This is a genomic window from Winogradskyella luteola (assembly GCF_019203985.1).
Classification (GTDB): Bacteria; Bacteroidota; Bacteroidia; order Flavobacteriales; family Flavobacteriaceae; genus Winogradskyella; species Winogradskyella luteola.
This window is the reverse complement of sequence record NZ_JAGSPD010000003.1, coordinates 1-12,178: the sequence shown is the minus strand read 5'-3', so window position 1 is coordinate 12,178 and position 12,178 is coordinate 1. Positions and strand designations below refer to the sequence as shown.

Here is a 12,178-nt window from a genome sequence, read left to right as displayed (position 1 = left end):
TTATGGAAAAATTATCTCAAGACATTAACAGGAGGCGAGAGACATTTTTAAAAAAATATGGTATAGGTGAGTACTTTCTGTTTGTAGTTGGAGCTATAGGAATACTCATCCTACTTTATTGGCTCGCCACCAAACAGCTGGAGTATAGTTTAAATGAGTTGGCTGTATTGGCAATTTCATTTTTGTTCATTTGGGCCCCAATGACCTTGGTTGATCTGATACGAAAAGCAAGAGGTTTAGAAACTAAAAAATAAGTTTACAAGTGAGGTTAAGATTTTCACATACCAAACTGTATAAGTGGATTATTACCGCTATTCGATTCGGTAAGAGATATAAGACGTTATTCACGTACTCGGGTTTGCTGTTCCTCACCATATCCAATTTCTACCTTAGAAGCGATGTCATAGATTTAGAGGTGGAGCTTCAGAAGATAAAATCGGAAAACAGCAAACTCATTGCGGACATGGTTTATTTCAACCGGTCTTTTGAGGATTTTCCACTCCCTGTATGGCAGAAGGTAAAGCGTAATGGCGCATTTGTAATGCAGTACGTAAACAAGGCCTATTATTTAAAGTATCTGGAGCCACGTGGGTTTAGTAGGTACGATTATATGGGCTCAACTGACTTTGACATCTACGATCAGAAAACAGCATCGGTTTTCCATGCTCGAGATCTGTCCTTGGCCATAGATGGATCGTGGAGGCGTTTTGATGAAAGTATATTGGAAGTAGAGACCAACCAAAGGACTCGTTTAGATGTTATAAAATGGCGTATAATAGAACGTCAGGATACTTTGATATATGGTATGGTGATACCTGAAAAAATAAAATAGATGAGCAGATCAATAAACGAGATACAGGATGTAATGTTGAACGCCATTGGCGATGCTGATGAGCTCGATACACTTCAGGTTTTGACCGATGCTGAAAAAGTACAGCTTCAGGATCAGTTGACCAGTGCCAGTAAGGTATCAATTTGGCGTTTATTTGTTTGGGTGCATGCGTTTGGCCAATGGGTCAGTGAAAAGCTTTGGGACGTTCTAAGAAGTGACATCGAAAAAAGGATATCGGAGACCAGGCCATTTACAAAACAATGGTATGCGCTCACTGCGCTAAACTATCAGCACGGTTATGATCTACCAGAGACCGGAATATATCCAATACCAAATGCATCGGCAGAAATACAGGCAGTGAATGCTTCTAAGATCGTTAAGAAAGCTTCGGTGATACCGACTGTTTTAAACGGTGTGGGTTCCCTAAGGGTGAAGGTCGCAAAGGACAACAATGGACTTTTGGCACCTTTTACTACGCCAGAGCTTGCAGGTTTTCAACAATATATTGAATTGATGGGTGCAGCTGGAGTTTATGTAGTGGCAACCTCAGGAACGGGTGATGACTTAAAGCTTCATTATAAAATCTATTATGATGCCTTGATATTGGACAATGAAGGTAAGCGCTTGGATGGTACGAATGATACACCGGTACAGGCTGCCGTGAAATCGTTTTTGGCCAGTAGCCAATTTGATGGGCTTTTGGACATAAATCAGTTGACAGATGCCATCCAGTTGGTGGATGGTGTCTCATCTCCGCACAAGGTTTTGGCAGCTTCAAAATACGCTGCTTTTACATACGAAACTGAAGATATTCCTGGTGCAGGTTCGATTGCAGATTTCAGACAACCTGACGCAGGCTATTTTAACCTTGATGAAGTTGAAAGCACTTTTGAATTTGTAGAGAGCTATGAGTAATATCTATAACCTTGACATATCTAGACTGATAAAGTTGAGCCTGCCAACATTCTTAAGAGGTGTTAAGGTTTTGGCTTGGTTAAATGCTGTTTGCGCACCGATTAAAGAACGTTATATCAGTTTCGTAGCCTATAAAGATGATGCGATTTACAGGGTTAGCCATAACGGATCGATAACACTATTGCAAAAGGTACTGAATGATGGCTTTGATAATGAAGAGCGTAGGATATATATCCGTAACGTTGAAAAAACTGACATCGACAGGTTCTATCCTTGGGCTGCTGAAAAGGAATTTGGTTTCTATACTCAAGGGAATGTGCAAAAGGGGTTTTATTACGTTTTTGGCAACATAGCGCATAGTGCAGACTTTACGGTTCACATACCCATAGAATATCAGCCAGTGAACGCAAACGAGCTTCAGGCCTATTTGATTAAGGTTGGTGCGGTGATTAACTATTACAAACTATATGCTAAAAAATACAGAATCGAATGGATAAACTAATAATATCTGGCCAGGGCTTTCCTGGTGCAAATGAATACTTGGCATTTGCGGAATCAAGTAGCCATGATCAGATCAATGCCATAGTTAGGGCTATTGGTGACAATGTAATATTTGATGGTGTTGTGGATGATAATGGCAATACAAGCGCTGGATGGATAATCTATAACAATGAGATACTCCCGTTTGAAGCGAGTGAGACTGGCGAAACGGTTGTAATAATTGAAACCGTAACCGAAGCGGCATACGACACCTCCCAAACCGGTAACTTTAACCAGATACTGCCGGTATGGAAAAATCGAAAAGCCAAGTTTGGTGATCCTGGTGATGCTGGGGTAGTTGCTTCTTTTGATTTTGGTACACTTAATCGCATAAGAACCGTTAAGACCTTGGATGGCTTATTGGAGCAAGCTACTGAAGAAATATTAGGTCTAAATGAAATTGCTACTCAAGATGAGACTAATGACAACGATAACGACACTCACGTTATAACACCTAAAAAGCTTAATGCAAGAAAAGCCACAACTGAAAGACGCGGCGTTGTTGAGCTTGTAACCAATCAAGAAGCAATTAATGGCGTGGATGATGAGAGAGCTGTTACCATTGCAGCTTTAAAGGCAGCTGGTTATTTGATAACACGCGTTTCTCAAGGAACCATCATATTAGAAAATCAAATCAATTCTAACATCAATAACTCTAATGATTGGACTAAGAATTATGGATTTATCTATCCTCCTATAGGTTTTACAATAGAACATTTAGTAGGTGTTAGCATGTCGTTCAATTTTGTTGGTTTTAGTGATTATTTGGAAGATAATGAGGAAATGTGGATGAAGCATCAAATTGATGGCGATAAAGTTAGAGTCATAGCTCAAGTTAATAAGAATGACAGAAACACTAAAATTAATTACACAGCGATATGGCAGAAGTAGTATATATAGAAATAAATGGTAATAACATTATTGTTGGCGTACATAGTGAGGACATAGCTAACGCCTTACTTCCTCAAAACCATAATGTAATTGAAGCTGAAGTTGAAGAGCCTGAAGGTTTAGTAGGATTAGATGCATCATTTATTACTGAAACTTTGGATAAGCGACCAGATCCTGTTGATTCTACTTTGGCAGAATTACAGCGAGGCCAGCTAAGAAGATTATCTATTGAGCTCGACTTAATGGTAAGACTTGGCGAAGATACAACGGCCAAACAAGCAGAGTTTGATGCTTTAAAGAACACTTATCAGAATCCGCCACCATAAAAAATAGCTTGAGGTTTATAAAAACCTCGACTTTGCTGCCGTAAGTTTCTGACGCAAACGGCTAACAACAAAGGTGCATACACACCAAGCCGAGGAGTAATATCCTAGCTTATGGTGTGTATGCACCTTTTTACGTCAGAGCAACAAATTTATAACAATGAACAAATATCACAAAACACTAAAGCGGATTTTACAAAAAGGTAAGGTCCAAGAAAACAAAAAAGGAAACATTAGATACCTATTGAACAAAGAGCTGCACTTACGGCCAATTGACCTATTGGAGATATTGGAAGGCCATACGGTTGCCAGGAACAAATTGCGCGACGAGCTAGATCTATTTATGCAAGGTGAGCGAAACACTGAGGCGTATCGTGACATAGGGATAACCTGGTGGGATTACTGTGGTCCTATTTTGGTGAATAGTTATCCGACGTATTTTGAGCAATTACCTGGACTTATAAAACGCATCAATAAGGAAAAGCGCTCTAGCAAAAATTACGTGCTGTTTTTGGGTGCCAATACCATAGACACCAACCAACAGCCGTGCTTGAGCTTGATACAGTTCCAGATTGACCGTGGAAAGCTTGTTTTAAGCGCTTATCAGCGTAGTTCTGATGCCTCTCTTGGTTTGCCTTCGGATATTTACCATTTATACTTGATATCGCGCCAAATTGACATACCGCTAAAGTCAATTACCTTATTTCTTGGAAATGTGCATATCTATGAAAACAACCTAAAATCAACCAAGCGCTTGCTGAAGGGCAAAGATTCCAAGTTTAGTTTGAATGTATGAAGACGCTAATAAAAGACGAAAATAGAGGTGTTGACAGCTAATTATCACCTGTGAGCAACCCAAAGGATGATTTAAAACTGTTTTAAATGGTGTTTAAATTGTTTTTTATGTACAATTTGATTTAAGTTTGTGTACAATTCGATTTCACGATTATAATCGGAAAACAAGTATGAAAAAAATACTATTATTATCAGATACACATAGTTACATTGATGCTGCTATTCTTAAGCATGTAAAACAAGCAGATGAAGTATGGCATGCTGGAGATATTGGCGATTTAGAGGTCACGGATCAAATTAAAAAACTAAAACCATTAAAAGCTGTATATGGCAATATTGATGACGCTAAAGCTAGAACTGAATTTCCGCTTCATAATAGGTTTATATGTGAAAGTATTGATGTTTGGATAACACATATAGGCGGATATCCTCCTAAGTATAATAATCGTATTAGAGAGGAACTGAACTCAAATCCTCCTGATCTGTTTATCTGTGGACACTCTCATATACTTAAGGTAATTCCTGATAAAAAATTAGATCTTCTTCACATGAATCCTGGTGCAGTTGGTAAACATGGCTTTCATAAAAAAAGAACCATGCTCCGATTCAAAATAGATGGTAAGCACATAAAGGATTTAGAAATTATAGAATTTGAAAGACTATAAAAATGAAAACCCCAGACGGCAGCGTCCGGGGTTTTCGCACTAATATACTAAGATTTTAGGTTCATCGTAATCGATCTACAGATTTTACGAGATCTTCATCCTTTTTAATAGCCTTGTTAGCCAAGACTAAACACACAATAGAAAAAATAGGAAGAAGAATCCCAATACCTTTCTCAGAAACGTTAGTTTCTCCAGATAAATTTAGAGATTGATACACAAAGATTCCTAGTAAAATAAAGTTTAATATTATATTAAGTCGACCCAACATAAATTGAGACTTCCTGTTTTTAAACATAAAAATTGAAATTAAAGATAAAAAAGCAGAACCCAAAAACAAACCTAAATACGTATAGTTATCTAAAGCATATACTTTAGCGTCTTCGTTATTAGTCCACAAATGAAACACGAAAATTAAGCCCGCAGAAATACCAGCAGCCAAAATTAAATAGAGTGTTTGTATACGTTGAATCATATCTTTAATTAAAAAGCATTGCAAAATTAGTAGTTTATTTTTTAAAAAGATAGAAATAGTTTTAAAATAAAGTTGTATAATTGCAGTAGAAAGGGTAATGCACTGAGTTGCATCTTTCTAATCTTCCAAATTAATTTCACTTTTTTTCTTTTTATTTCATTTAGAAAATCTTGAATTAATAATATCAAAATTATAATACATTATATAACATACGAATGTTTGAAATTTCACAGTTAAAAGCTAAGAAGCTTCCAGAATTACAGGAACTAGCCAAACAACTCAAAGTACCTAAGTACCGCTCAATGAAGAAGCTAGATTTGGTTTACCAAATTTTAGATTACCAAGCTGCAAATCCTGATGCAGTAAAAGCTACAAAAGATACTGACAGCAGTTCTGAACCAAAACAAAGCAAGCCTAAACAAAGTAGAGCTAGAGTACAGAAAAAAACTCAAGACGACAAAGATCAAAAATCTTTAGAGTTCTCCGAAAAAAAGGAAGAACCTAAACCTCAAGAACGTAAGTCTAATAACGACCAGTCTAGCAACGATAAACAAAGTCATAAAAAGCAAGACAACCGTAAAGACGATAATCGACGTTCTAATAATAATCAGAACAACGATAAAAGGCAAAATCAGAATCGTTCTAAGGATAATAATAATCGCAATAACAGCAATTCAAAAAACAATGGTAATAAAGATAACAGAAACCGTTACCGTGAACCAGATTTTGAATTTGATGCCATTATTGAAAGTGAAGGTGTTTTAGATATTATGCAAGATGGTTATGGATTCTTAAGATCATCCGATTATAATTATCTAACATCCCCAGACGATATTTATGTATCACAATCTCAAATTAGATTATTCGGTTTAAAAACTGGTGATACAGTATTAGGGCATGTAAGACCCCCAAAAGAAGGTGAAAAATATTTCCCACTTATAAAGGTGAGTAAAATCAATGGTCAAAATCCCAATGTAGTTAGAGACCGTGTGGCTTTTGAGCACTTAACACCATTATTCCCAAAAGAGAAATTTAATATTGCTGAAAAGCAAACCACAATTTCTACACGTATTATGGACTTGTTCGCACCCATTGGTAAAGGACAACGTGGTATGATTGTATCTCAACCAAAAACAGGTAAAACTATGCTGCTTAAGGATGTTGCAAATGCAATTGCGGCTAATCATCCTGAAGTATATCAGATGATTCTTTTAATTGATGAACGTCCTGAAGAAGTAACAGACATGCAAAGAAATGTCCGTGGTGAGGTAATAGCGTCTACTTTTGATAAAGAAGCACACGAGCATGTTAAGATTGCTAACATTGTTTTAGAAAAAGCAAAACGCTTAGTGGAATGCGGACACGATGTTGTAATTCTACTAGATTCCATTACTCGATTGGCAAGAGCCTACAATACGGTACAACCTGCTTCTGGAAAAATTCTTTCTGGTGGTGTTGACGCTAATGCTTTGCATAAACCAAAACGTTTCTTTGGTGCTGCTCGTAATATCGAAAATGGTGGCTCTTTAACTATCATTGCCACCGCACTTACCGAAACGGGTTCTAAAATGGACGAAGTTATCTTTGAGGAATTCAAAGGTACAGGTAATATGGAGCTACAATTAGATCGTAAGATTTCTAATCGTCGTATTTTCCCTGCTATTGATTTAACATCATCAAGTACAAGACGTGACGATTTATTATTGGACGATAATACCATTCAAAGAATGTGGGTAATGCGTAAGTATCTTGCAGATATGAACCCTGTTGAAGCAATGGAATTTATTAATGACAGGTTTAAACAAACAAGAAACAATGAAGAGTTTTTAATTTCCATGAATGGATAGTAATTCTTCTGTCATATTTATAATAAAAAACCTTGAACTTTACTATTCAAGGTTTTTTTATGGATAGCTAACTTTTAAATAAAGGGAAAACAAAAAAAGTCTTTCCTATTGGAAAGACTTTCAAATATCTTAATTATATATCACTAATTATAACGCTGTAACATGCTTAGTCAATTGTGACTTTAAGTTACCAGCTTTATTAGCATGAATTACATTTTTCTTAGCTAATTTATCAATCATACTAATAACGGAAGGTAACATCTTTTGTGCTTCCTTAGCATTGGTAATTTCACGTAACTTCTTAATAGCATTACGTGTTGTCTTATGCTGGTATCTGTTAAGCACGCGTTTCTTTTCGTTACTTCTAATTCTTTTTAAAGCTGACTTATGATTTGCCATTTTATTTCTCTTATTAAAATTGTAGCCCGTAGGGGAATCGAACCCCTCTTACCAGGATGAAAACCTGGCGTCCTAGCCGATAGACGAACGGGCCATTTGGTTATTTTACTAATTAAATGAACCTACAATGTTTCCATTGTAAACTAGCCCGATGCAAAATATATCGTTCTAGCGGGTGCAAAAATACAACTATTTTTAAATGTTGCAACTACTAACATAATTTTTTTGCAAAATTTTTAATAGGCTTTTGCAAAAAGTACACGCTGATTTGATGGATTGCCAGTAAATACACATTCTCCTTCTTCTTTCTTGCTATCTAAAGGAATACATCGTATTGTAGCCTTAGTCAATTCTTTTATTTTTTGTTCAGTTTCGGCAGTACCATCCCAATGTGCAGAAATGAAACCTGTTTTGTTTTCCAGTACCTTTTTAAACTCTTCAAAATCTTCAACTTCTGTTATGTGGGAATTTCTGAAATCCAGTGCTTTCTTAAATAAGCTTTTTTGTATTTCTTCCAACAAATCTTCAACAACTACATTTATTCGATCTAAGATTACTGTTTCCTTGGTAAATGTATCTCGTCTTGCGACTTCTACAGTATTATCTTCAAGATCTTTGGGGCCTATTGCAATCCTTATTGGCACACCTTGCAATTCATGCTGTGCAAATTTTGCACCAGGGCGAAGTGTATCTCTTTTATCAAACTTTACAGAGATATTTCTTTCTTTGAGGTCATCTATAATTTCGTCAGCAACTTTTTTTACAGCATCAAATTGCTCCTCATTCTTATATATGGGTACAATAACAACTTGGTAAGGTGCCAAATTTGGTGGCAATACTAAGCCTTTGTCATCACTATGTGTCATAATCAATGCGCCCATTAATCGTGTAGAAACACCCCAAGATGTAGCCCAAACATAATCTTGTTTTCCTTCCTTGTTAGTAAACTTTACATCAAATGCCTTTGCAAAATTCTGACCTAAAAAGTGGGATGTTCCGGCCTGTAATGCTTTACCATCTTGCATCAGTGCCTCAATACACATAGTCTCTTCTGCACCCGCAAAACGCTCACTCTCTGTTTTTAAACCTTGTATTACAGGAATTGCCATAAAGTTCTCTGCGAATTTAGCATAAACATTATTGATTAACTTAGTTTCTTCCCAGGCTTCATCTTTGGTTGCATGGGCGGTATGTCCTTCTTGCCATAAAAATTCTGCTGTACGGAGAAAGAGTCGTGTTCGCATCTCCCATCGTACCACGTTAGCCCACTGGTTTACTAAAATTGGTAAATCTCTATATGATTGAATCCAACCTTTATAAGTGTTCCATATAATGGCTTCGCTTGTAGGCCTTACAACTAATTCCTCCTCCAATTTTGCTTCTGGATCAACTCTAAGTTTACCTTCATTATCAGGATCAGTTTGCAATCTGTAATGAGTCACTACAGCACATTCTTTTGCAAAACCTTCAGCATTCTTTTCTTCAGCTTCAAACAAACTTTTAGGTACAAACAGAGGAAAATAAGCATTTTGATGCCCAGTTTCTTTAAACATTCTATCCAATTCTGCTTGCATTTTCTCCCAAATAGCATAACCGTAAGGTTTAATAACCATACAGCCTCTAACCGCAGAATTTTCTGCCAAATCAGCTTTAACAACCAATTCGTTATACCATTTTGAATAATCTTCAGCTCTACTCGTAAGATTTTTGCTCATTTTCAATGTTTTGGCACAAATATTGTGACTATGTTAAATAAAAAAATAGTTCAGCAAAACTAACTATTTTTGCTATGTTCAACAATAAAATATAAGAGATATGCAATTTAAAGCCATTACTTCGAACAAATTGCCATTTTTTGTTGCGCTCGGTTTACTAACCGTGTTAACTTCATGTGGTTCTTTTCAATATGCAGGATATGATAATGATGGAATATATACAGCGGACGATTATGAAACCGATGTAGAAGAACCAGTAGTTACAACTTCTACCGATGACTCAAATTATTATCAAAATTATTTTGCAGAAAATTCGGCACAACTTAATGTCATAACTGAAGAAAATGAAATATTTACAGACATAGACTCTTATGAAGGTAACTATATGGAGAAAGCTCAAGACACTTTAGAACGAAGACCAGCCTACGGTGGTTGGGGTCAGAGCAATGAAAACGTTACCATTAATATTATTGATAATGGATGGGGTTGGAATGATCCTTGGTTATGGAATGCTGGATGGGGCTGGGGTTGGAATAACTGGGGTTGGGGACGACCTTGGGGTTGGAACAACTGGGGCTGGAATGCTGGATGGGGTTGGAATGCTGGTTGGGGCTTAGGCTGGAACAACTGGGGTTGGAATGCTGGCTGGGGCTGGAACAATTGGGGCTGGGGTCCTGGATGGAATAACTGGGGTTGGAATAATGGATTCCGAAACAACAGGCTTGCATTTAATGGTGGAAGACGCAGCTCACTGCTTTACAACAATAATAATTTAAGTAGAAGAAATAGAAGTTCATCTGCTTTATCAAGACGAAACTATTCAACAAGTAGACTTTCAAGGGCTGCAACCACAAGAAGTACAAGGGTTGGGTCTAGTTCCAGTTCTAGAAGTAATAGGGTAACAAGACCATCTAGATCCGTAAGAAGTTCTTCAACTTCAAGATCTAATTCTAGAGTAAATAGATCATCAAGGCCATCGAGATCATCAGGTTCGGTTAGATCTTCTAGAAGTAGTCGTTCGTCTGGAGTTAGATCTAGTAGAGGCTCATCAAGATCATCAGGCTCTATGAGATCGTCTAGAGGTTCTTCGAGATCTTCTGGAATGAGGTCTGGTGGAGGAAGACGCGGTAGAGGATAGTCTTAAAATTAAATTCTAAAATTTTAAAAAATTTACTTATGAAAAAGTTACTTATGTTTTCCATAGGCTTGGTTAGTACATCCTATATTTTAGCACAAGATCTAAATGATGCAGTTAGATATTCAATGGATGAAATTAAAGGAACTGCACGTTTTAGAGCCATGAGTGGTGCATTTGGTGCCTTAGGTGGTGATATGTCTGGGGTTAATATCAACCCTGCTGGTTCTGCAATATTTAACAACAGCCACGCTTCGGTCTCTCTGGGTGTTATAGATAAGAATAACGATGTTAGTTATTTTAATGGTTTGAATTCAACATCAAATTCCGAATTTGATTTAAACCAACTTGGGGCAGCTTTTGTGTTTGTAAATTCAAATCCAAATTCTCCTTGGAAAAAATTTACACTTAGTGCAGCCTATGACAATACAGCTAACCATGATAATGAATGGGTAGCTAGTGGAGTAAATACAACCTCTTTAGATAGCTATTTCCTTTCTTTCACCAATAATATTGAAATACCTTTTGGTATTTTAAAATTACAACCCGGTGAATTTATTGAAGAGGCTTATGCAGATATTAGTTCAATTCCTGTAGATGGTTATTCGATTCAACAAGCATTTTTAGGATATTGGTCTGGTGTGATTGATCCAGTAAATTTAGATGACAACAGTAATGATGATGAAACTAACTATATTTCTAATGTAGGACCTGGAAATTTTAATCAAAACTACCTATATTCTGAGAGAGGTTATAATGGTAAGCTTGCATTTAATTTTGCTGCAGATTATGATGATAGATTCTTTTTCGGAGTAAACCTGAATGCACATTTTATAGACTACGAAAAATTCACAAGATTTAATGAAACCAATTCTAACGATGGTTCTACTGTTAATAATTTAAGATTTGAAAATTTATTATCTACTACAGGTAGTGGTTTTTCATTCCAACTAGGCACAATTATTAAACTGACGCCAGAGCTTAGAGCTGGTGTGTCTTATAATTCGCCAACATGGTATAGAATAAGTGAAGAATTAGTTCAAGGTATTAATTCTAATAATGCCGATCCTGAAATTAATTTCATTAGTGATGTTATCAATATTTTCCCTGAGTACAGATTACGTACCCCTGGCAAGGTTACAGGAAGTTTGGCTTATGTCTTCGGAAAGCAGGGCCTGTTGAGTTTTGATTATTCTGTTAAAGACTACAGTGATACAGAATTTAGACCTGCGTCAGACACAAGTTTTTCTCTATTGAACGATGAAATTAGCAATTCGTTAGATTCTGCTGTATCCTATAGGTTTGGAGGTGAATACCGTTACAAACAATTTAGTTTCAGAGGCGGATATCGTTTTGAAGAAAGTCCATATAAAGATGATAGTCGTTTTGGAGATTTAACGGGTTACTCATTAGGTCTTGGTTACACTTTTGGAGATTTTAATTTAGATCTAGCTTTTAGTCAAGCGGAAAGAGATGTAAATCAGCAATTATTTAATGTTGGATTAACAGACACTGCATCAGTACAAACAAAGTTTACAGATGTAATACTATCATTAGGATTTAGAATTTAAAATAAAATTTATTCATAAAGTAAAGCCCGTACAATAATTGCACGGGCTTTACTTTTACATAAAATATCCAAAGTTCCT

The 12,178-nt window shown here is 36.4% G+C and carries 14 protein-coding genes and 1 tRNA gene; 11 read left to right on the top strand and 4 right to left on the bottom strand.

All coding sequences use genetic code 11. The annotated features are described in order from the left end of the window. Positions 1–2 precede the first annotated feature (2 nt). From KCG49_RS04025 to KCG49_RS03990, 8 genes are all read left to right on the top strand, one after another. Positions 3–254, top strand: coding sequence for a hypothetical protein (locus tag KCG49_RS04025; protein WP_218544915.1), 252 nt, complete (start codon positions 3–5; stop codon positions 252–254). A gap of 8 nt (positions 255–262) precedes the next feature. Continuing rightward, the gene (locus KCG49_RS04020) at positions 263–832 is read left to right on the top strand and encodes a hypothetical protein (protein WP_218544914.1); all 570 of its coding nucleotides are present in this window, start codon (positions 263–265) and stop codon (positions 830–832) included. Further along, positions 833–1,747 (top strand): hypothetical protein, encoded by a 915-nt coding sequence (locus KCG49_RS04015; protein ID WP_218544913.1) that lies wholly within the window; start codon positions 833–835, stop codon positions 1,745–1,747. It begins immediately after the preceding gene. Beyond that, positions 1,740–2,249, top strand: a complete 510-nt coding sequence (locus KCG49_RS04010) for a hypothetical protein (RefSeq protein WP_218544912.1) — start codon at positions 1,740–1,742, stop codon at positions 2,247–2,249. Before KCG49_RS04015 ends, KCG49_RS04010 begins: the two co-directional genes overlap by 8 nt. After that, positions 2,237–3,178, top strand: a complete 942-nt coding sequence (locus KCG49_RS04005; RefSeq protein ID WP_218544911.1) for a hypothetical protein — start codon at positions 2,237–2,239, stop codon at positions 3,176–3,178. The genes KCG49_RS04010 and KCG49_RS04005 overlap by 13 nt, the downstream gene beginning before the upstream one ends. Continuing rightward, positions 3,166–3,504 (top strand): hypothetical protein, encoded by a 339-nt coding sequence (locus KCG49_RS04000; RefSeq protein WP_218544910.1) that lies wholly within the window; start codon positions 3,166–3,168, stop codon positions 3,502–3,504. Before KCG49_RS04005 ends, KCG49_RS04000 begins: the two co-directional genes overlap by 13 nt. 157 nt (positions 3,505–3,661) lie before the next feature. Then, positions 3,662–4,297: a thymidylate synthase gene (locus tag KCG49_RS03995; RefSeq protein WP_218544909.1), complete on the top strand. Its 636-nt coding sequence runs from the start codon at positions 3,662–3,664 to the stop codon at positions 4,295–4,297. A gap of 169 nt (positions 4,298–4,466) precedes the next feature. Further along, positions 4,467–4,961 carry a metallophosphoesterase family protein gene (locus tag KCG49_RS03990; RefSeq protein WP_218544908.1) on the top strand — a complete coding sequence of 165 codons (495 nt, stop codon included), beginning with the start codon at positions 4,467–4,469 and terminating at the stop codon, positions 4,959–4,961. Positions 4,962–5,022: 61 nt separating this feature from the next. Here the strand turns inward: KCG49_RS03990 and KCG49_RS03985 are convergent, their stop codons facing one another. After that, the gene (locus KCG49_RS03985) at positions 5,023–5,433 is read right to left on the bottom strand and encodes a DUF4293 domain-containing protein (RefSeq protein ID WP_218544907.1); all 411 of its coding nucleotides are present in this window, start codon (positions 5,431–5,433) and stop codon (positions 5,023–5,025) included. Positions 5,434–5,648: 215 nt separating this feature from the next. Here KCG49_RS03985 and rho point away from each other — a divergent pair, with 215 nt between their 5' ends. Then, the gene (rho, locus tag KCG49_RS03980) at positions 5,649–7,280 is read left to right on the top strand and encodes a transcription termination factor Rho (RefSeq protein ID WP_218544906.1); all 1,632 of its coding nucleotides are present in this window, start codon (positions 5,649–5,651) and stop codon (positions 7,278–7,280) included. Between the two features lie 147 nt (positions 7,281–7,427). Here rho and rpsT read toward each other — a convergent pair whose 3' ends face one another. From rpsT to proS, 3 genes are all read right to left on the bottom strand, one after another. Further along, positions 7,428–7,679 (bottom strand): 30S ribosomal protein S20, encoded by a 252-nt coding sequence (gene rpsT, locus KCG49_RS03975; RefSeq protein WP_218544905.1) that lies wholly within the window; start codon positions 7,677–7,679, stop codon positions 7,428–7,430. Between the two features lie 22 nt (positions 7,680–7,701). Next, a tRNA-Glu gene (locus KCG49_RS03970) sits at positions 7,702–7,773 on the bottom strand. Positions 7,774–7,915: 142 nt separating this feature from the next. Beyond that, positions 7,916–9,394 (bottom strand): proline--tRNA ligase, encoded by a 1,479-nt coding sequence (gene proS / locus KCG49_RS03965; protein WP_218544904.1) that lies wholly within the window; start codon positions 9,392–9,394, stop codon positions 7,916–7,918. A 100-nt stretch (positions 9,395–9,494) separates the two neighbouring features. On the opposite strand from proS, the gene KCG49_RS03960 reads away from it, so the two are divergent. Continuing rightward, entirely contained in the window at positions 9,495–10,532 is a 1,038-nt protein-coding gene (locus KCG49_RS03960) for a hypothetical protein (protein WP_218544903.1), read from the top strand. Between the two features lie 38 nt (positions 10,533–10,570). Next, positions 10,571–12,100, top strand: a complete 1,530-nt coding sequence (locus KCG49_RS03955; protein ID WP_218544902.1) for an OmpP1/FadL family transporter — start codon at positions 10,571–10,573, stop codon at positions 12,098–12,100. Positions 12,101–12,178: the final 78 nt, after the last annotated feature.

What these genes read in the sequence shown, in the direction of transcription:
- rpsT (WP_218544905.1), bottom strand. Translation starts at nt 7,679, where the DNA reads ATGGCAAATCATAAGTCAGCTTTAAAAAGAATTAGAAGTAACGAAAAG.
- KCG49_RS03960 (WP_218544903.1), top strand. Translation starts at nt 9,495, where the DNA reads ATGCAATTTAAAGCCATTACTTCGAACAAATTGCCATTTTTTGTTGCG.
- rho (WP_218544906.1), top strand. Translation starts at nt 5,649, where the DNA reads ATGTTTGAAATTTCACAGTTAAAAGCTAAGAAGCTTCCAGAATTACAG.
- KCG49_RS04005 (WP_218544911.1), top strand. Translation starts at nt 2,237, where the DNA reads ATGGATAAACTAATAATATCTGGCCAGGGCTTTCCTGGTGCAAATGAA.
- KCG49_RS04025 (WP_218544915.1), top strand. Translation starts at nt 3, where the DNA reads ATGGAAAAATTATCTCAAGACATTAACAGGAGGCGAGAGACATTTTTA.
- KCG49_RS03985 (WP_218544907.1), bottom strand. Translation starts at nt 5,433, where the DNA reads ATGATTCAACGTATACAAACACTCTATTTAATTTTGGCTGCTGGTATT.
- KCG49_RS04015 (WP_218544913.1), top strand. Translation starts at nt 833, where the DNA reads ATGAGCAGATCAATAAACGAGATACAGGATGTAATGTTGAACGCCATT.
- KCG49_RS03955 (WP_218544902.1), top strand. Translation starts at nt 10,571, where the DNA reads ATGAAAAAGTTACTTATGTTTTCCATAGGCTTGGTTAGTACATCCTAT.
- KCG49_RS03995 (WP_218544909.1), top strand. Translation starts at nt 3,662, where the DNA reads ATGAACAAATATCACAAAACACTAAAGCGGATTTTACAAAAAGGTAAG.
- KCG49_RS04010 (WP_218544912.1), top strand. Translation starts at nt 1,740, where the DNA reads ATGAGTAATATCTATAACCTTGACATATCTAGACTGATAAAGTTGAGC.
- proS (WP_218544904.1), bottom strand. Translation starts at nt 9,394, where the DNA reads ATGAGCAAAAATCTTACGAGTAGAGCTGAAGATTATTCAAAATGGTAT.
- KCG49_RS04000 (WP_218544910.1), top strand. Translation starts at nt 3,166, where the DNA reads ATGGCAGAAGTAGTATATATAGAAATAAATGGTAATAACATTATTGTT.
- KCG49_RS03990 (WP_218544908.1), top strand. Translation starts at nt 4,467, where the DNA reads ATGAAAAAAATACTATTATTATCAGATACACATAGTTACATTGATGCT.